Below are 19,744 nucleotides of genomic sequence, written 5' to 3'. Positions count from 1 at the left end.
ATTCGGAGCCGCGCCTGTACAAGAGGTGAGGGACGGCGGAAATGGACGAATGCCTGTTTGCACGTACCGATTTCGAGGAGCGGAAATGCACCGGATTCTCCGTAGGAAGATGGTGAGAGTATCGATCGGAATCGCCTGTGCAGCCTTGGCCGCCACTTGGGCCGCGGGTCAAATGCTGGATAAGCATGAGGCGACGCCCCTGGAGGTACAAAAGCTGGCCGGAGCGACCGGGAAAATGAAGTCGGCCTGTGTCGGCAGGTTCCTCATTGACCTACCTGATGCAGCACAGGTGGAGCTTTCCCAGGCTCGCATTGATGGCTTTGAGATCGCGGCTTTCATTGAAAGCACCGGCGAGTTTCAAAAGCGCCTCGCCGAACGAGAGGCGCAGATCAAGGCCAAACCCGACCGGCTTGGCGGTAACAGAAATCTTGAATCGGCAAAAGACGTAAGGACCGACAGCGGTGTTGTCGGAAAAATATTTGTTCACAGCCGCGCTGTGACGGAAGGCACTGCAACGAATGGTCTGCAACTTGAGCGCTACCGGTATGAAGGTGTTGCGGCTGAGGCGCTTGTACACGTCTCCGGAATCAGTATCGACCTTGCGGCCGACGATTACTACCCTGACCAGGTTGACAAGCTCGCAAGGCTTGTCGTGCAGCTGGCTCCAAACCCGAGGAACGACATTCCCATGGAGCCCGGTTTTTGCGTCGGTCGCGCTTATTTCCGCGGTCTGCTCACGGCCAATCAGGGCGAACGAGTAATGATGTTGGCTCGCTTGCCAAGCCACCCCGATATTGAACTCATGCTGACGTTGTCAGCCGGACTCAAGCCCGATGAGCATGGCCTTCTGGCCAGGTCAAAGTCCGCGCTTGGTCGGCTGTCCATTGGCGAAAGAATGCGCATTTCGAATTTACGGGCGGCGCCGCGGCAAATTAACGGCGTGGCCGGCGAAGAATTACTTGAATCGGTTGTCGAGGAAAACAAGGCGCGTGTACACAGCTTCTGGTGGGAAGTAAGCGGAAGAGAGGACGATGTGCTCATTCCCCATCTTGTTTTCAGGATGAGCACGGGCACCGGCACTGCCGGAACGGTTCCATCTTCATTATCGGACGGCGCCGCACTTGACCTATGGGATAGGATCACGTCCAGCATTCGCTTGCACGCAGCAACACCGCAACGGATGGGCCAGCTAGAGCGGCCGCCAACCCAGTTCGGGAAATAGGGCAGCGCCGGAAAGCAGCGCCCGACCGCCCATTTGCCCATGCGCTGCGCCACCCTCGCATTCCTGACCGGCACCTGCATGCTCCAGATGGCCGCCTCGCTGCCATCGCCAAAAGCAATCCTCGCGGCAAGCGCCATCGCCTTTCTCCTGTCCGCCCTCAAACGCCGCATCACCAGCCTGCTTGCCGCCGGACTGCTCGGCGCTGCCTGGGCCGCATTCATTGCAACGCTGGCACTCGCCGACGGGCTGCCGCGCGCGCTCGAAGGCAAGGACGTCGAGCTCATCGGCACGGTCGCCAGCCTGCCGCACGCCTTCGACGGCGGCACGCGCTTCAATTTCCAGGTCGAGCAGGTCGTCACGCCGAACGCGGCGATCCCCAAGCGTATCGCCCTGTCGTGGTACGGCCGGATGGCGGCGCCAGCCGGAGGCGCGCAGGTCGAACCGGGCGAACGCTGGCGCCTCGTGGTGCGGCTGCAGCGCCCGCATGGAAACGCCAATCCGCACGGCTTCGACTACGAGGCCTGGCTGCTGGAGCAGGGCGTGCGCGCGACCGGTTATGTGCGTCCCGCAGGGAGCAAAAACCAGCGCCTCGCCGGCTTCGTGCCTTCCGCCAGCCATGTTGTCGAGCGTGCCCGCGCATCGTTGCGGCGCCACATCCTCGCGCAGCTCGAGGGCAAGCGCTACGCCGGTGTCATTGTCGCGCTGGTCATCGGCGACCAGCGCGGCATCGACCAGTCGGATTGGGACGTCTTCAACCGCACCGGCATCAGCCACCTGGTGTCGATTTCGGGCCTGCACGTGACCATGGTGGCGGGATTGGCGGCATGGGCGATGTCGTGGCTGTGGCGCCGCTCCTTCTTCATCGAGGGCGCGGCGCTGCCGCTGGCGCTGCCGGCGCAAAAGGCCGCGGCCCTGGCCGGTGCGTTCACCGCGCTGCTGTATGTGCTGCTGGCCGGCTTCGGCGTCCCGGCCCAGCGCACCTTCTACATGCTGGCGGCCGTCGCCGTCGCGCTCTGGAGCGGCCGGGTGGCGGCGCTGTCGCAGGTCCTGTGCCTGGCGCTGGCCGTGGTCGTCGTGCTCGATCCGTGGGCCGTCTTGTCGGCCGGTTTCTGGCTCTCGTTCGGCGCGGTGGCCGTCATCGTGTACGCGAACCTCGGGCGCGTGCAAGCTAGCGAAGGCTGGCGCCGCACGCTGGGCATGGCTGCCCGGACCCAGTATGCGGTCACGGTCGGCCTGGTGCCGCTGACGCTGTTCCTGTTTTCGCAGGTGTCGATCGTCAGCCCTATCGCAAACGCCGTGGCGATTCCGGTGGTCAGCCTGGTGGTGACGCCGCTCGCACTCGGTGGCGCACTGCTGCCGGCGCCGCTGGCGGGATGGGTGCTGGGTCTGGCGCACCTGCTCGTCGAGCTGCTGGCGCAAGCCCTGGCCTGGCTCGCCGCCGGCCCGCTGGCCGTGTGGAGCGCGCCGGCGCCGCAGCCATGGGTGTTTGTGCTGGCGATGGCCGGCACCGCCTGGATGCTGGCGCCGCGCGGCTGGCCGCATCGCTGGGCCGGATTGACGGCCTGGGCGCCGATGCTGACCCAGCTGCCAGCCACGCCCGATCCGGGCAGCTTCACGGTGACGGCTTTCGACGTGGGGCAGGGCATGGCGCTGCTGGTGGAGACGCATGCGCACCGCCTGCTTTACGACGCCGGCCCGCAGTATGCGCCGGGCGCCGACGCCGCCGGCCGCATCATCCTGCCCTACCTGCGCGGGCGCGGGATCCGGGCGCTCGATGCGCTGCTGGTCTCGCACAGCGATATCGACCACGCAGGGGGCGCGCGCACGCTGTTGAAAGGAATCGAGGTGAGTAGAGTGCATTCCTCGCTGTCGAACGGACATCCTGTCGTGCGCGAGGCGCGCAAGCACACCCGCTGCAGCGCCGGCCAGGCCTGGAACTGGGATGGCGTGCGCTTCGAGATGCTGGGACCCGCGCCCGGCTCGTACGCGGATGCCGGCTTGACGCCCAATGCGCGCAGCTGCGTGCTGCGCGTGAGTGCAGGCGGCAAGGCGATCGTACTGGCGGGCGATATCGAAGCGGCGCAGGAGGCGCAGCTGGTGGCGCAGGCGCCGGAATCGCTGCGCGCCGACGTGTTGCTGGCCCCGCACCACGGCAGCGGCACGTCGTCCACCACCGGCTTTCTCTCGGCCGTGCGGCCCGGTGTCGGCGTCTTCCAGGTCGGCTACCGCAACCGCTACCGCCATCCGAAGACCGAGGTCTATGCACGCTACCATGCCCTCGGCATCCGCCGGATCCGGACCGACGAATCCGGAGCGGTGACGATCAGCTTCGACAAGACGGTCGAGCTGGAGGAATTCCGAAGCAAGCATCCGAGGTACTGGCACGGCCGCTAAGCGTCAAGCTCCCATCGGCAGGCTGACCGTCACCTGCAGGCCGCCGCCGTCGCGGTTGGCCACGCGGATCTGGCCGCCGTGGGCCAGCACGACGCGCTGGGCGATCGCCAGTCCCAGGCCGTGGCCGTCGACGCTGGCGCCGCCCGGATTCGACCGGAAGAAGGGCTCGTACACCGAGGCCAGGTCGGCCGGGGCGATGCCGGGGCCGCGGTCGAGCACCTCGACCTGGGCCGATTGCCCGTCGCAGCGCAGCACCGCGCGCAGTTCGCCGCCGCTGCCGCCGTGCCGGACCGCGTTGCGCACGATGTTTTCCAGCGCGCTCCACAGCAGGTCCGGGTCGCCCTGCACGATCACCGGGCCGGGCGCTTCGACGCACGTGCGCAAGGCGGGGGCGCCGGGCAAATCGCTGCCGGCCTCGAAGCGCGCATCGGCGACCATTTCGTCCATCAGTTCGGCCAGGTCGATCTGCTCGCGCCGCACGATCGCGGGCGAGGCTTCCAGGCGCGACAGGGTCAGCAGGCCGCCGACCAGTTTATCCATGCGCATGCTCTCGCGCTCGATGCGGTCGAGCGAGGAGGCGATCTTGTCGGGCTGCTGGTGGGCCAGGCCGACCGCCGCCTGCAGGCGCGCCAGCGGCGAGCGCAGCTCGTGCGAGACGTCGTGCAGCAGGCGGCGCTGGCCGTCCATCACGGCCCGCAACTGCGCGCTCATGCGGTCGAAATCGCGTCCCAGGTCGCTCAACTCGTCGCCGCCGCGGGCGCCGCCCCGGCCGGTGCCGGTAAAGCGCGGCGCCAGGTCACCGGCCGATGCCGCCTCGAAGGCGCTGCGCAGGGCGCGGATCGGGCGCGAGAAATACCAGGCGAGGAGGGCGGCGAACAGCAGGCTGGCCAGGGTGCCCGCGACGATACCGGTCACCTGGCCGACGCCGCGGCTCAGGCCGTGTCCGAAACCGGGCGACGGGCGCCCGCCCGTGCTCACCAGCACGGGAGAGCTGGCCACGCGTGCGCCCATGCCCATCCTGTGGTTGGGACGCTGCACGAATGCCAGGTAGCGCGCACCGTTGGGGCCGTTCAGATAGCGGATGCCGCGCAGCGCGTCGCCGGAGGCCAGCTTGCGGTCGACTTCGGCCAGCAGTTCGGCCGGCACCACGCGTCCCAGCAGCTCATGACGGCGCGCGTCGAGCACGAACACCTGCGGGCGTTTGAGTTCGCCGATCATGCCGCGCAGCGCCGGCATGCCGCCGTGCTTGAGCGTGGCGGCTGCGGCGTCGAGGGCGACGAAGGCGGGCGGGCCGGTATCGAGTTCGGCCGCGCGGCTGCGGGATTGGTCATACAGCCAGAAGGCGCCGCCGATGCCGATGGTGGCGGCCACCTGGGCCAGCAGGATACTCAGGAAGAATTTCCAGAACAGGCGTCCCATGCTAGTCCCGGATCAGCTGGTAGCCCTGGCGGTAGATCGTCTGCAGGCAGGAGCGGCCGTCCGGCAGGGGCCCCAGCTTGTGGCGCAGGCTGCTCAGGTGGACGTCGATGTTGCGGTCGAAGCGCGCCAGCGGCCGTCCCAGACCCTGTTCGGACAGCTCGTTCTTGCTCACCGGGCGCCCGGCCTGGCGCGCCAGCACTTCCAGCAGGTTGAATTCGGTGCTGGTCAGGTCGACCGGCACGCCGTCCCAGGTCACGCGGCGCTGTTCCGGGTACATGGTGAGCTTGCCGACAGTGATGGCCGCGGCCGGACTGTCGCCCTGCGTGGCCTGGGTGCGGCGCAGGATGGCGCGCACGCGGGCCGTCAGTTCGCGCGGGGTGCAGGGCTTGGCCACGTAGTCGTCGGCGCCCAGTTCGAGGCCGAGGATGCGGTCGGCGTCGTCGCCGCGGGCGGTGAGCATCAGCACCGGGATGCGGCTCGTGGTGCGGATCCGGCGCAGGGCCTCGATGCCGTTCGTCCCCGGCATCATCACGTCGAGGATGGCGATCGCATGCTCGCCGCCCAGCGCCGCGCGCGCACCGTCGTCGCCGTTGTACACGCACGTGACCCGGAAACCCTCCTGGACCAGGTATTCGGAAAACATCCCGACGAGTTCGACGTCGTCGTCAATCAGCAGCACATGGTTCATGAGACGCAGGATAGCAAACAGCACCCGCCGGCCTGTTGCGGAAAAGGAAGTTTTACCCGCTTTTACACCGGCAATCAGCCGAACGGCGTGTAGGCGATACCGCCTTCGAGCACGCCGGCCAGCGCGGCGACGGCGAACCGGATGTTTGTCAGGCCCGTGCCCCTAGGTGTTTCCTTCTAAACAAAGTTCTGAAAGCGGCTTCTTTCATTACAATGGAAATCCGTTGTCATTGAAGCCAGTCCGTCCATGAGCAAACCCCTGCTGCATTTCTCCCACGGGAACAGCTATCCCGCCGGCACCTACAACCGGCTGTTCCAGGCGCTGGGTACGCATTACGAAGTGCATGCCCACGACATGTACGGCCACGATCCGCGCTTCCCGGTGGGCGATGGCTGGCATGCGCTGGTGGACGAACTGATTCATCACCTCGAGGCCTACGAGCAGCCGCCGATCCTGGTCGGGCATTCGCTGGGCGGCATGCTGAGCATGATGGCGGCACGGGAGCGGCCGGAACTGGCGCGCTGCGTGATCATGCTCGATTCGCCGGTGGTGGCGGGCTGGCGCGCTTTCCTCTGGCGCCTGGTAAAAAGCCGCGGCATGGGCTCGCGCTTCTCGCCGGCGAAGTTTTCCGAGCGCCGCCGCAACGTCTGGCCCGACCGTCAGGCCGCCTACCAGCATTTCATCTCCAAGCCGATGTTCCAGGCCTGGTCGCCGGGCGCGCTGGACGACTATCTCGACCACGGCCTGGCGCCGCACCCGGACGGCGTGCAGCTGCGCTTCGACCGCGCGGTGGAAACCCTGATCTACAACACGCTGCCGCACCACATGGGCGACTTCCTGCGCGAGCCTTATCCGCTGCCGATCGGCTTCATCGCCGGCACCACGTCGGAAGAATTGCGCCAGGCCGGGCTCGAGGCCACGCGCCGCCTGGTCGGCGAGAACCTGGTCATGATCGAGGGCGGCCACCTGTATCCGCTGGAAAAACCGGAAACGACGGCGCGCCTGACGCACGAGATGATCGAGCGTCTGCTGGGCTCGAGTTTGCCGACAAGCATCGGCACATCACCAGGGGCGGTCAATTAGTTTAAAATCGCGGAATTGATTTCTTGGAATTTCGACAATGGCCATCAAAAGCGATAAATGGATCCGCCGCATGGCGGAATCAACCGGAATGATCGAACCCTTCGAGCCGCAGCAGGTCCGCGAGCTCGACGGCCGTAAGGTCATTTCCTTCGGCACCTCTTCGTACGGCTACGACATCCGTTGCGCCGACGAATTCAAGATCTTCACCAACATCAACAGCACCATCGTTGATCCGAAGAACTTCGATTCGAATTCCTTCGTGGACGTGAAGAGCGATGTCTGCATCATCCCGCCGAATTCGTTCGCGCTGGCCCGCACCATCGAATACTTCCGCATCCCGCGCAACGTGCTGACGGTCTGCCTGGGCAAGTCGACCTATGCGCGCTGCGGCATCATCGTCAACGTCACCCCCTTCGAGCCGGAGTGGGAGGGCTTCGTGACGCTCGAATTCTCGAACACCACGCCGCTGCCGGCCAAGATCTATGCGGGCGAGGGCTGTGCCCAGGTCCTGTTCTTCGAGTCCGACGAAGTCTGCGAAACCTCGTACAAGGACCGCGGCGGCAAATACCAGGGCCAGCACGGCGTCACGCTGCCGAAAACCTGATACATTTTTTCGTGCTAGGCTGTCAGAACTGAATCATATTGATGGGTTCGCTTTGACAGGATAGTGCCATGTCCGATTGTTGCAGCGGCGGCTGTTCTTCGGCTAAGCCGCCCGCCGATCCGCGCTACCGGCGCATCCTCTGGATCGCGCTCTGGGTCAACGCGCTCATGTTCGGCGTCGAAATCGTCGGCGGCTGGGCGGCCGGCTCGGTCGCGCTGCTGGCCGATGCGGTCGACTTCCTGGGCGACGCTGCCAACTACGGCATCTCCCTGTTCGTCCTCGGCCTGGCGCCTGTCTGGCGCTCGCGCACCGCGCTGTTCAAGGGCGCGACCATGGGCGCCTACGGCGTCTTCGTGCTCGGCACGGCCTTCTGGCACCTGCAAACGGGCATCGTGCCGCAGGCGCATACCATGGGTCTCATCGGATTGGCCGCATTGGCCGCCAACTGCCTGGTTGGCGTGCTGCTCTACGCCTGGCGCAACGGCGACGCCAACATGCGCTCGGTGTGGCTGTGCACGCGCAACGATGCGATCGGCAACGTGGCGGTGCTGATCGCCGCGCTGGGCGTGTTCCAGACGGGGAGCGGGGTGCCGGATCTGCTGGTGGCGACCATCATGGGGCTGCTGGGGCTGTCGGCGGCGCGCACGGTGATCAATCAGGCGCGCGGGGAAATGCGGGAGATGGCGCCGGCGGCGCCGGTCGAGCTCAAGCGACGCTAGCTCTGCGGTGAGCGCATGAAAAAAGGGGCTTTCGCCCCTTTTTGTTTTCTTACGCCGCGTCCTGCATCACGCAGTCCACGAAATACCCCCGCTTGCCATCGACCTCGCGTTTCACCAGTCCGTGCACGTCGGTCTCGAAGCCCGGGAAGCGCTCGTTGAAGTCGCGTGCGAAGCGCAGGTAATCCACGATCGTGCGGTTGAAACGTTCGCCCGGGATCAAGAGCGGGATGCCCGGCGGGTAAGGCGTCAGCAGGATGGCCGTGATGCGGCCTTCCAGCTCGTCGATCGCCACGCGCTCGATCTGGCGGTGCGCCATCTTGGCGAAGGCGTCCGACGGCTTCATCGCGGGCACCATGTCCGAGGTGTACATCTCGGTGGTCAGGCGCGCCACGTCGTGCTCCTTGTAGATCAGGTGGATCTCGGTGCACAGGTCGCGCAGGCCGCGGGTTTCGTAGCGCGGGTTGGCCGCGGCGAACTGCGGCATCACGCGCCACATCGGCTGGTTGCGGTCGAAATCGTCCTTGAACTGCTGCAGCGCCGTCACCAGGGTGTTCCAGCGGCCCTTGGTGATACCGATGGTGAACATGATGAAGAACGAGTACAGGCCGCACTTCTCGATGATCACGCCATGCTCGGCCAGGTATTTGGTCACGATCGAGGCCGGGATGCCGGTGTCGCCGAACTTGCCGTCCAGGGAGAGGCCCGGGGTGACGATGGTGGCCTTGATCGGGTCGAGCATGTTGAAGCCTTCGGCCAGCGGACCGAAGCCGTGCCAGTCGTCGTCGGCATGGATCATCCAGTCTTTCTGCTCGCCGATGCCTTCTTCGGACAGCACGTCCGGGCCCCAGACCTTGAACCACCAGTCGTCGCCGAATTCGGCGTCGACCTTCTTCATGGCGCGGCGGAAGTCGAGCGCTTCCAGGATCGATTCCTCGACCAGCGCGGTGCCGCCCGGCGCTTCCATCATGGCCGCCGCGACGTCGCAGGACGCGATGATGGAATACTGGGGCGAAGTCGAGGTGTGCATCAGGTAGGCCTCGTTGAAGGCGTCCTGGTCGAGCTTGACCGAATCGGATTCGCGCACCAGCACCTGCGAGGCCTGCGACAGGCCGGCCAGCAGCTTGTGGGTCGACTGGGTCGAGAAGATCATCGATTCCTTGGCGCGCGGGCGGTCGCGGCCGATCGCGTGCATGTTCTTGTAGAAGTCGTGGAAGGTCGCGTGCGGCAGCCAGGCTTCGTCGAAGTGCAGGGTGTCGATCTTCCCGTCCAACATCTCGCGCAGGGTCTCGACGTTGTAGACCACGCCGTCGTAGGTCGACTGGGTGATGGTCAGGATGCGCGGCTTCTTGTTGACGGCTTCGCGCGCGAACGGATTGGCCTCGATCTTGCGGGCGATCGATTCGGCGGTGAATTCTTCCAGCGGGATGGGGCCGATGATGCCGAGGTTGTTTCGGGTCGGCATCAGGAACACGGGGATCGCGCCGCACATGATAATCGAGTGCAGGATCGATTTGTGGCAGTTACGGTCGACCACCACGATGTCGCCCGGCGCCACGGTGGAGTGCCAGACCATCTTGTTCGAGGTCGAGGTGCCGTTGGTGACGAAATAGCAGTGGTCGGCACCGTAGATGCGCGCGGCATTGCGCTCGGACTTGGCCACCGGGCCGGTGTGGTCCAGCAGCTGGCCGAGTTCCTCGACCGCGTTGCAGACGTCGGCGCGCAGCATGTTCTCCCCAAAGAACTGGTGGAACATCTGGCCCACCGGCGACTTCAGGAAGGCGACGCCGCCCGAGTGCCCCGGGCAGTGCCACGAGTAGGAGCCGTCGTAGGCGTAGTTCACCAGCGCGCGGAAGAAGGGCGGCGCCAGGCCGTCCAGGTAGGACTTGGCTTCGCGGATGATGTGGCGCGCGACGAATTCCGGGGTGTCCTCGAACATGTGGATGAAGCCGTGCAGCTCCTTCAGGACATCGTTCGGGATGTGGCGGCTGGTGCGGGTTTCGCCATAGATGTAGATCGGGATGTCCGAGTTCTTGTGGCGGATTTCCTTTACAAACGCGCGCAGGCGGGTCAGCGCGGTATCGGTCTCTTCGATCGAGCCGCTGCCGAATTCCTCGTCGTCGATCGACAGCACGAAGGCCGAGGCGCGCGACTGCTGCTGGGCGAACTGGGACAGGTCGCCGTAGCTGGTCAGGCCGAGCACTTCCATGCCTTCCTGTTCCATCGCGGCTGCGAGGGCGCGGATGCCGAGACCCGAGGTGTTCTCGGAACGGAAGTCCTCGTCGATGATGATGATGGGGAAACGAAATTTCATGGACAGCTCCAAAGCGAAGCGCCGTGGAAGCGGCCGGCCCGGATGGGTCGATCCGCCGGCCACGGCACCGGGAAAAAGAGGAAACGGATTTTCGCAGAAATCGCGGGCGCCGGTGCGATTATTTTTGCAATCTTGTTCGACGAGCCAGTCCAGAGACTAACGGTTGCGCCGCAATCGCGGCGCACTCTAGCTGGTCAGCTTGCGCCCGAGGCGCCGGAACATCTCGGTCAGCCCGGCGGCGCCCAGCGCGGCCAGCAGCGGCACGGCCGAGAAAGACATCGGTTCGGCCTTGATCACGGCGAAGAAAGCGAGCGTGATGCCGAAGGCGGCGACCGCGCAGGTCAGGGTCAGCAGCCAGGTGCGGCGCGACAGCAGGGTGATGGCGGCCAGCGAGATCGCGATCTGCTGGGCGACCGAGGCGGCGGCCCACTGGCGGTGGCGGTGCAGCTCCTGGTCGGACAGCTCGTTCCATTTCGTCGTGGCCGCTTCGAAGGCTTCGGCCTCCTTGCGGATGCCATCCTTCTCGACGCCGTAGCGCCGGATCTCGTCGCGGTAATGGGCCTGGTTCACGCCCGGCAGGTTCGACGCCAGCTCGGCCAGGTTCTGGCGGCTGGACTTGGCCTGGTAATGGGCCCAGGCGTTGGCCGCGCTGGTCTTCTCGATCGCCGCATTGCTCTTGTAGAGCGCCGCATTGTTGTGCGACGCGCTGCCGATGAAGCCGAACATGGTGCCCAGTGTGGCGAGAATGGCGATCAGGACCGCCACCTTGCCCGCGAAGCCGTCGCCGCCGCGGGTACCCGGGGTACGAATTGCCTGTTCCGTCATTTAGCGCTGCTCCTTGCGTGCATAGGTCACGAAAGCGTAGCCGTAGCCGGCGCTTTCCGAATGATGGGTCTCGCGTGCGGTCTCGACCCACGCGGCCGGGTCGACCGGCGGGAAGAAGGTGTCGCAGGCGAAGCTGTGGTCGATCTCGGTGACGATCATGGCGTCGGCCACGGCCATCGCTTCGCCGAAGACCTGGGCGCCGCCGATGATGCTGGCCGGCTCGCCCCCCAGGAGCGCGATCGCGGCCGGCAGCGAGCCCGCGGTTTCCACGCCTTCGTGCGACCAGTCCGGGTTGCGGGTGATGACGATGTTGCGGCGCTTGGGCAGCGGACGGCCGATCGAATCGAAGGTCTTGCGGCCCATGACGATGGGTTTGCCCAGCGTGACGCGCTTGAAATGGGCCAGGTCTTCCGGCAGGTGCCAGGGCAGCTGGTTGTCGATGCCGATGCCGCGCTGGGCGTCGATCGCCACTACCAGGGTCAGGTGCGGTGTCGGGTTCATACGGCCACCGGCGCCTTGATTGCGGGGTCCGGATCGTAGCCGGTGACCTCGAAATCGTCGAAGCGGTAGTCGAACAGCGAATCCGGCTTGCGGTGGATGACCAGGCGCGGCAGGGTTTTCGGTGTGCGCGACAGCTGCAAGTCCACCTGCTCCAGGTGGTTGCTGTACAGGTGGCAGTCGCCGCCGGTCCAGATGAACTCGCCCACTTCAAGGCCGGCCTGCTGGGCCATCATGTGGGTCAGGATCGCATACGAGGCGATATTGAAGGGCACGCCCAGGAAGATGTCGGCGCTGCGCTGGTAGAGCTGGCAGGACAGCTTGCCGTCGGCGACGTAGAACTGGAACAGGGCGTGGCAGGGCGGCAGCTTCATGTTAGGTATGTCGGCCACGTTCCAGGCTGACACGATCATGCGGCGCGAGTCCGGCGTGTTGCGGATCTGGTCCAGCACCTGCGAGATCTGGTCGATGTGCCGGCCGTCGGGAGCAGGCCAGCTGCGCCACTGGCAGCCATAGACCGGACCCAGGTTACCGTTTTCGTCGGCCCACTCGTCCCAGATGCTGACCCCGTTTTCCTTCAGGTAGGCGATGTTGGTCGAGCCCTGCAGGAACCAGATCAGTTCATGGATGATCGACTTGAGGTGCACCTTCTTGGTGGTCAGCAGCGGGAAGCCGGCGGCCAGGTCGAAGCGCATCTGGTGGCCGAACACCGACAGCGTGCCGGTGCCGGTGCGATCGGTCTTGACGGCGCCATGTTCTTTCACATGGCGCATGAATTCCAGGTATTGGTGCATTGCGGTAGCTAATGGGTGCAATGCCATATTGTAACGTAGGGCGCCTGATAATTCCGGCCACGAAGAAGGGAAATATTCAGGCCGCCAAGGCCTGCGCAAACCGGGCCAGCGCCTCGCGCACCTCTTCGTCCGACGCGGCCAGCAGGTTGTCCCCCACGTACAGCTCGAACGAACTGGTGCCGGGCAGGGTGCTGCTTGCGATGCGGTTGAACATCCAGATGCCGTGCTGCTCGGCCAGCGCCTGCCGGATCGCCAGCGCGCGCTCGGGCGACACCGGCAGATGCAGGTGCAGCATGTTGACCTGCGGCGCGGCCGGGTTCACGCGGATGACGGGATGTGCGGCCAGCGCGTCGTACAGGAAACGGGTGCGCGCCAGGTAGTCCGGCATTGCCGCCAGGCGTTCGTCGAACTGCATCGCCGCGGCCACGACATAGGGCGAGCGGTGGATGACGTTACCGCCCTCGCGCCGGAACCATTCCGCCGCGCGATCGATGAACTCGCGCGAGCCGGCCAGCATCGCGCCACCCAGGCCGCCGATGCCCTTGTACAGCGAGACGTAGGCCGAATCGAAGCCCGCTGCGACTTCGTTCACCGGCTTGCCGTAGCCGGCGGCCGCTTCCCACAGCCGCGCGCCATCCATGTGCAGGTGGGCGCCGCGCGCGGCGCAGTGGGCCTTGATGGCCTCGAGCTCGTCCCAGCCTGGCAGCTGGCCGCCGATTTCGCGCAGCGGCAGTTCCAGGCCGACCGCGCCCAGGCGGTCGGGAATCGCGGCCAGGTCGCCGGCAAGCCAGGGACGATGGCGATCGCCCGCCTGCAGCGCCTTGAAGTGGCCGAGCAGCTGGTAGTTGGAGCGTTCGTGCACGAAGATGTGCGAGGTCGGGTGCAGGGCCACCAGGTCGCGGCCGCGGTCCTGGCAGGCCAGGCGCAGGGCGGTCGCCGAGGCCATGGTGCCGCTGATGCAAAACACGGCCGCCTCGAAGCCGAGCAGGCGCGCGACCCTGGCTTCGAATTCCTGCAGCAGGCTGCCGGCCCCGTAGACGTCGTGCTCGACGCCGTTCGCTTCGCACCACGCCGCCATCGCCGCGAACAGTTCGGCGGGAGGGCGGGCGCGGTGGCCGGGGAAGACGGTGTGGCAGCGGCGTTGTAGTGCGGCGTCGGTCAAGGCAGGCTCCGGGATTCTGGCGAGCCTGCTACTCTACACCGAAGGGCGCCGCCCCGGAAGGTGAAGCTCAGCCGTGGGTCAGCACCGGACGGCGGGTCGGCGCCACGGCTTCGGGTGCCTCGTCGCCGATCATCCCAGCTGTTCCGCCGGGGCCGCCGACTGGAACTGCAGCGCCGCCAGGTTGGCGTACACGCCGCCATGCGCCACCAGCGAGGCATGGGTGCCCGATTCGACCACCCGGCCGTCGTCGAGCACGACGATGCGGTCGGCGCGCTGCACGGTGGCCAGGCGGTGCGCGATGATGATGGTGGTGCGGCCGATCATGGCCGCCTCGAGCGCGCGCTGCACCAGGCGTTCCGATTCGGCGTCGAGCGCGCTGGTGGCTTCGTCCAGCAGCAGCAGCGGTGGATTTTTCAGCAGGGCGCGCGCGATCGCGATGCGCTGGCGCTGGCCGCCCGAAAGGCGCACGCCGCGCTCGCCCAGGAAGGAGGCATAGCCTTCCGGCAGGCGCTCGATGAATTCGTGGGCCGCCGCCATTTTCGCTACCGCGATCACTTCGTCGTCGCTGGCCTCGGGACGGCCGTAGCGGATGTTTTCCATCGCACTGCTCGAGAAGATCACGGTGTCCTGCGGGACGATGCCGATCGCGTCGCGCAGGGTGTGCAGGGACAGGTCGCGGATATCCACGCCATCGAGGCGCACCGCGCCCGCCTGCGGATCGTAGAAGCGCAGCAGCAGCTGGAACAGAGTGGTCTTGCCCGCGCCCGAGGGTCCCACCAGGGCCACGGTTTCGCCGGCGCGGATGTCGAGCTTGAGGTGCGACAGGGCGGCCGTCTGCAGGCGCGAGGGATAGCTGAAGCTGACGTCCTCCAGGGACACGCGCGCGCCGTTGGCGGTACGCGGCGGCAGCTGCCGGGGATTGGTCGGGTTCTGGATATCGGAACGGGCGGCGAGCAGCTCCATCAGGCGCTCGGTGGCGCCGGCGGCGCGCTGGGCTTCGCCCATCACTTCGGACAGCGCGCCGACCGAGCCGGCGACGATGGCCGCATACAGGATGAACTGCCCCAGCTCGCCGCCGGTCATGCTGCCCTGTAATACCGCGTGGGCGCCGAGCCAGAGCACGAACACGATCGAGCCGAACACCAGCACGATGGCCAGCATGGTCAGGGTGGCGCGCGCCCGAATGCGGCGGATCGCGGTCTGGAAGGCGCTGTCGCTCGATGCCTGGAAGCGCCCGGATTCGATGTCCTCGTGGGTGAAGGACTGCACGGTCGGCATCGCGTTGAGGATCTCGCCGGCCATGGCCGAGGCGTCGGCGATGCGGTCCTGCGAGTCGCGCGAGAGCTTGCGCACGCGGCGGCCGAACAGCACGATCGGCAATACCACCAGCACCAGCATCCCGAGGATGATGGCGGTGAGCTTGGGGCTGGTCACGAACAGCATCACCAGGCCGCCAACGAACAGCAGGGTATTGCGCAGCGCCAGCGAGATGCTGGTGCCGACCACGCTCTGGATCAGGGTGGTGTCGGTGGTCAGGCGCGACAGCACTTCGCCGGTGCGGGTGGTTTCAAAAAATTCGGGGCTCTGGTGCACCACGTGGCGGTAGACGGCGGAGCGCACGTCGGCCGTCACGCGCTCGCCCAGCCACGACACCATGTAGAAGCGCGCGGCGGTGGCCACCGCCAGCACCGAGGCCACGCCGAACAGCGCCAGGAAGGTCGCGTCCACGTGCTCGATGCTGGTGATCGCCGAGCCGGCCCCGAAACCGAGGTCGATCATGCGCTTGAAGGCGGCGGGAATGGCCAGCGTGGCGCCGGCCGCCAGCAGCAGCGCGATGCCGGCGAGCAGGAACTGGCGGCGGTAGGGCCGCAGGAAGGGAAGCAGGCCCTTGAGGGCCGGGAGGCTGCCTTTGCGGGAGGTGTCGGTGTCAATATTTCCGGTGCTGCCGGTGGAGCGTGAGGTCATCGTCTGCTTGCGCGTTCTTGTTCGAAAATGCGTTCGTCTAAAGCTTCATCGGGCGGACATAGCCCGTCATTTCCAGGTAGCCGCGGCCCAGGCGCTTGCCGTCGCGGCTGATGGTCACCGCGCCTTCCCAGTACACCGCGCCGGTCGAGCGGCGCGAATCGAGTTCCTGGTCCTGCTGCAGGGGACTGAGCTGCCAGCGCAAGCCCCCAAGCGCGATCTCCATCGCGACCGGGTACACGGCCTTGGTGCGCGGGGAAGTCCAGTGCGTGATCGGCGTAAACACCACCTGGTCGGGCGCGTAGCGGGTGATCCTGCCGGCGCCGTCGCGATGGGTCGCGTGCGCCCATAGTTTACCACCTCCCTCCTTGCGGATCTGGAAAGCCATCAGGGCCCCGCCGCCATCGAGGTTGGCGCCGACCCAGTCCCAGCCCGTGGCCTCCGGCTGCAGGGCTTCGCTCGACCATTCGTGATCGAGCCAGGCGCTGCCCGTGACCGCGACCTGCGCGCTGCCCGTACGGCCCACGCTGCCGCTGACTTTCAGGTGCGGCTCGCTGTAGTAATGGCTGGCGTGCTGCGGGCTGGCGCCCTTGCGCGAATAGCCGCCTTCGCCCTGCACCAGTACCGCCTGGGTCGGCTGCAGGCGCAGTTCCAGCGTCAGTTCGCTCGAGCGGATGGTGACGCGGTAGCTGCCCGAGCTTTCGCGCACCATGCGCCAGTCGTCGAGCTTCAGGTCGGTGTTGCCGGTGCGGGCCCAGGCCAGGCCGAAGCCTTCGCGCGCGCTGCGCTGGTCGTGCACCAGCCGGCCCAGTTCCGGGTCCGACAAGGCGGCATGGCCGATCACCAGCTGGCGCGGGGCAAAAGCGCTCGGGTTCTTCTGGTCGATTTCGGTGCGGCTGCGGAAGAACGTCACCTGAAAGCCGAGCGGCTTGCCGTCGGGCGTGTCGACCCAGCCGGTGGCATACCACCACTCGGTGCGGAATTCCGGATGGGCGCCGTAGTCGCGCGGGAAAGAGAGCTTCGCGCCCGGCGTGACGGGGGCGAATTCCGGCGGCGCCGCATGGCAGCACTGGCAGATCAACAGCAAAAGGCCCAACAGCGCAGCGCGCATTACCAATCCTCCCTGACCGCGCGTACCGGACCGCCCGATAGCGCATAGCGTCCCGACACCAGCGCCGTGGCGACCGAGGCTCCCACCAGGGTCGCCGCCACGCCGCCCAGCAAATTCCACGGCAGGTGCAGCTGCATGGTCCAGTGGAAGGACTGCGGGTTTACAACATAAACCAGGATGAGGCTGATGACCAGCCCCAAAGCGAATCCGCAGGCCACGCCCAGCAGCGTGAGCAGGCCGCCCTCGAAGGCGAGGATCTGCAGCACTTGAGCGCGGGTGACGCCGACATGGCGCAGCATGCCGAATTCTTTCGCGCGCGCCAGGGTCTGGGCCGAGAAGCTGGCCGCCACGCCCGACAGCCCGATGGCGATCGCGATCGCCTCCAGCAAATAGGTGACGGCGAAGCTGCGGTCGAAGATCCGCAGGCTCATGGCGCGGATGTCGCCGGCCGACATGGTCTGCAGCGCCGCGCCGAAGGGCAGGGCGCGCACCGACTGTTCGAGCTGCTGCGCGCTGCCGCCGCGCGCCGCGAACAGGGCGGCGTCGGTGACGTCGGCTTCGCCGGTGAGCGCGCGGTAGTCGTCCAGGCGGATCACGACCGAGCCGCTCTGGTTGGCATAGTCGCGCCATACGCCGGCGACAAAAAATCGCGCCTGGCCGCCGCCCAGCGGCAGCGCCAGCTCCTGGCCGACCCGTGCGCCGTACAGGTCGACCATGGCCTCGGACACCCAGGCCGGCCGGCCGCCCGCCGGCGCCGGGGCCGTGTCGCCCACCAGGGCCAGCAGCTTGCCGGGCGCACCCGCGTCGATGTCGCGCGCGATGACGATCACGTTGGGGCGATCAGCCGCCAGTGATACCGGCCGGGTGCGCAGGAACTGGGCCTGGGCGACGCCGGGCGCCGCGCGCAGGGCGGCCTGCTGCTGCGGCGTCAAGAAGCCGGTATTGCCGCCCAGGGAAGTGCGCACATACAGGTCGGCCGGCAGGATATGGCCCATCCAGTCGTCCACCGATACCCGGAAGCTCGACACCATGATCCCCATCGCGACCATCAGGCTGAAGCTGGCCAGCACGCCGCCCAGCGCGATCGATGCCTGGCCGGGGGCGTTGGCCAGCCGCGCCAGCGCCAGCGAGAGGACCGGCGGCGCGCGGCGCATGCGCAGGGCCACGCCTTCCAGGCGCCGGAAGGCGCTCGCGGCCAGGCGCGGCATCAGGCCGATGCCGCCGATGAGCAGCAGCGCGATCGAAAAATAGCCGAACAGCGGCAGCTCGAACACCGGCGGCGCAAACGCCAGCATGGACGCCAGCACCAGGCAGACCATCGAGGGCCAGATGCGGCCAAGTCCCGACAGGGCCGCTTCGTCGGCGCCCGACTTGATCGCCACGGCCGGCCGGGCCCGCGCCGCTTCCAGCGCCGGCGCCAGGCAGCCCAGCAGGGCGACGCCCAGGCCCAGCATGAAGAAGACGGCGGCGGCGACGGGCGTGAACGCTACCTGCGGCCGGATGCCGGGGAAGTATCCAGCGCCCAGGTCGCCCCCAAAAAAGCGCAGCGCCAGCGCGGCCAGCGCATAACCGGCCGCGATGCCCAGCGCCGCGCCCAGCACGCCCAGGCTCGCGCCTTCCAGCAGCACCTGGCGCAGCAACCGGGCTCGTTCCAATCCCAGCACGCGCAGCAGCGCGAACTGGCCGCGCCGCCGCATCACCGACAGCGCCTGGGTCGAGAACACGAGGAAGGCGCCGGTGAACAGGGCCACCAGCGCCAGCACGGTCAGGTTGACGCGGTAGGCGCGGCTCAGGTTGGCGTTGCGGTCTTCCTGGTCGCTGTCGTCCGGCTGGCGCACCACGAAGCGGCCCGGGTAGGCGGCATCGAGTTCGCGCCGGAGCGCGGCCAGCCAAGCGGCGCGGTCGACGCCGTCGCGCAGCTTCAGGTCGACCCGCGAGAGGCGCCCGAGCTGGCGAAAGCGCCATTGGGCCGCGCCGATATCCATCACGGCGATGCGCTGCCCGGCGCGCGCGCGCGCCACCGGCCCGGCCACGCGCAGCAGAACGTCCTCGGTGCCGGCGCGCAGCACGAGCGTGTCGCCGCGGCGCTTGCCCAGCCAGCTTTCGGCGGCCGGCGAGAGAAAAATCGCATCGTCGGCCAGTACGTCGGTCATGCGGCCTTCAACCGGCACGCCGGTCAGGTCGGGCGAGATGAATCCGGCGCGAAACGGATCGATGCCGACGATCCGCAGCGCACCGGAAGCACCCGCCACGCCGGCCGAGAGTTCCAGCACCGGCGAGGCCACCACGACATCGGGGCGCCCGGCCAGGCGCGGATAGATGGCTTCGTCGAACAGGGGCTCGGTACCGAGCACCTGCACGTCGGCCTGGCCCGACAGGCTCTTGACGGCGGCGGAGAATTCATTGAAGGCCGCGGCATTGATCAGGTGGATGGCGAAGCCCATCGCCACCCCGACCGCGATGGCGGCGATTGCCAGCAGGGCGCGCACCGGATGGGCGCGCCATTCGCCCAGCAGCAGCCAGCGTGACAGGAGAGTCAGGCCGGGCATTCCACCGCCAATGCCTCGCCCTGGCGCCTGGCCTTGATGCGCGCGCGTTCCGCTTCCTCGCGGCCGGCGCGGGCGATGTCTTCGTCGGCCCATTTGCGCTGCAGGCGCAGCTTGTCGCAGCGGCGGCGCTCCAGGAGAGCGGCTCGCTCGGCGCGGGCGGCGTCGCGCGCATGGGCCGCTGTCTGCTCTGCGCGTTCCTTCTCGATTCCCTGCAGCAGGGCGCGCTCGCGTGCCAGGCGTTCGACTGCCTCGGCGGCATCGGCCGGCGCGCCGGGCGCGGCCAGTACGACCGCCGTGGTCCCACAGGGCCGGTCGTGGTAGCTGACCTTGCCGCCCTCCGTGCATTTATAGATATTGGCGCCGGATGCCATCCCGGCCAGCAGGCAGAGCACTGCCATGGAAA

At 67.2% G+C, this 19,744-nt stretch carries 16 protein-coding genes; 5 read left to right on the top strand and 11 right to left on the bottom strand.

What is annotated here, in order from left to right; translation table 11 throughout:
• Positions 1 to 85: 85 nt before the first annotated feature.
• Positions 86 to 1,222, top strand: a complete 1,137-nt coding sequence (locus tag AC56LR_RS06295) for a T6SS immunity protein Tli4 family protein (RefSeq protein ID WP_497128683.1) — start codon at positions 86 to 88, stop codon at positions 1,220 to 1,222.
• A gap of 39 nt (positions 1,223 to 1,261) precedes the next feature.
• Positions 1,262 to 3,616 carry a DNA internalization-related competence protein ComEC/Rec2 gene (locus tag AC56LR_RS06290; RefSeq protein ID WP_497128681.1) on the top strand — a complete coding sequence of 785 codons (2,355 nt, stop codon included), beginning with the start codon at positions 1,262 to 1,264 and terminating at the stop codon, positions 3,614 to 3,616.
• 3 nt (positions 3,617 to 3,619) lie between these two features.
• On the opposite strand, the gene AC56LR_RS06285 is transcribed toward AC56LR_RS06290, so the two are convergent.
• The gene (locus tag AC56LR_RS06285) at positions 3,620 to 5,035 is read right to left on the bottom strand and encodes a sensor histidine kinase (RefSeq protein WP_497128679.1); all 1,416 of its coding nucleotides are present in this window, start codon (positions 5,033 to 5,035) and stop codon (positions 3,620 to 3,622) included.
• 1 nt (position 5,036) lies between these two features.
• Positions 5,037 to 5,723: a response regulator transcription factor gene (locus AC56LR_RS06280; protein WP_497128676.1), complete on the bottom strand. Its 687-nt coding sequence runs from the start codon at positions 5,721 to 5,723 to the stop codon at positions 5,037 to 5,039.
• A 246-nt stretch (positions 5,724 to 5,969) separates the two neighbouring features.
• On the opposite strand from AC56LR_RS06280, the gene AC56LR_RS06275 reads away from it, so the two are divergent.
• The 3 genes from AC56LR_RS06275 (at position 5,970) to AC56LR_RS06265 (ending at position 8,129) form a co-directional block, all read left to right on the top strand.
• Positions 5,970 to 6,806, top strand: coding sequence for an alpha/beta hydrolase (locus AC56LR_RS06275; RefSeq protein WP_497128673.1), 837 nt, complete (start codon positions 5,970 to 5,972; stop codon positions 6,804 to 6,806).
• A 37-nt stretch (positions 6,807 to 6,843) separates the two neighbouring features.
• Positions 6,844 to 7,410, top strand: coding sequence for a dCTP deaminase (gene dcd / locus AC56LR_RS06270; RefSeq protein WP_497128671.1), 567 nt, complete (start codon positions 6,844 to 6,846; stop codon positions 7,408 to 7,410).
• 68 nt (positions 7,411 to 7,478) lie between these two features.
• Positions 7,479 to 8,129, top strand: coding sequence for a cation efflux transmembrane domain-containing protein (locus tag AC56LR_RS06265; RefSeq protein ID WP_497128669.1), 651 nt, complete (start codon positions 7,479 to 7,481; stop codon positions 8,127 to 8,129).
• Positions 8,130 to 8,178: 49 nt separating this feature from the next.
• Here AC56LR_RS06265 and AC56LR_RS06260 read toward each other — a convergent pair whose 3' ends face one another.
• From AC56LR_RS06260 to AC56LR_RS06220, 9 genes are all read right to left on the bottom strand, one after another.
• Entirely contained in the window at positions 8,179 to 10,440 is a 2,262-nt protein-coding gene (locus tag AC56LR_RS06260; protein WP_497128667.1) for an Orn/Lys/Arg family decarboxylase, read from the bottom strand.
• 186 nt (positions 10,441 to 10,626) lie between these two features.
• Positions 10,627 to 11,265, bottom strand: coding sequence for a DUF4337 domain-containing protein (locus AC56LR_RS06255; protein ID WP_497128665.1), 639 nt, complete (start codon positions 11,263 to 11,265; stop codon positions 10,627 to 10,629).
• Positions 11,266 to 11,766, bottom strand: coding sequence for a dihydrofolate reductase (locus tag AC56LR_RS06250; RefSeq protein WP_497128663.1), 501 nt, complete (start codon positions 11,764 to 11,766; stop codon positions 11,266 to 11,268).
• Entirely contained in the window at positions 11,763 to 12,557 is a 795-nt protein-coding gene (gene thyA, locus AC56LR_RS06245) for a thymidylate synthase (protein ID WP_497128661.1), read from the bottom strand. Before thyA ends, AC56LR_RS06250 begins: the two co-directional genes overlap by 4 nt.
• A 76-nt stretch (positions 12,558 to 12,633) precedes the next feature.
• Positions 12,634 to 13,719, bottom strand: coding sequence for a threonine aldolase family protein (locus AC56LR_RS06240; protein ID WP_497128659.1), 1,086 nt, complete (start codon positions 13,717 to 13,719; stop codon positions 12,634 to 12,636).
• Between the two features lie 129 nt (positions 13,720 to 13,848).
• Positions 13,849 to 15,684 (bottom strand): ABC transporter transmembrane domain-containing protein, encoded by a 1,836-nt coding sequence (locus AC56LR_RS06235; protein WP_497128657.1) that lies wholly within the window; start codon positions 15,682 to 15,684, stop codon positions 13,849 to 13,851.
• 37 nt (positions 15,685 to 15,721) lie between these two features.
• Positions 15,722 to 16,792: a lipocalin-like domain-containing protein gene (locus tag AC56LR_RS06230; RefSeq protein ID WP_497128655.1), complete on the bottom strand. Its 1,071-nt coding sequence runs from the start codon at positions 16,790 to 16,792 to the stop codon at positions 15,722 to 15,724.
• Positions 16,792 to 19,341, bottom strand: a complete 2,550-nt coding sequence (locus tag AC56LR_RS06225) for an FtsX-like permease family protein (protein ID WP_497128653.1) — start codon at positions 19,339 to 19,341, stop codon at positions 16,792 to 16,794. Before AC56LR_RS06225 ends, AC56LR_RS06230 begins: the two co-directional genes overlap by 1 nt.
• A complete protein-coding gene (locus tag AC56LR_RS06220) occupies positions 19,329 to 19,739 on the bottom strand; it encodes a DUF4124 domain-containing protein (RefSeq protein WP_497128652.1) in 411 nt (136 codons plus the stop codon). The genes AC56LR_RS06225 and AC56LR_RS06220 overlap by 13 nt, the downstream gene beginning before the upstream one ends.
• Positions 19,740 to 19,744: the final 5 nt, after the last annotated feature.

It is taken from the genome of Telluria sp. ZT3P39 (assembly GCF_059685935.1).
This window is presented reverse-complemented; position numbering and strand designations above follow the sequence as displayed.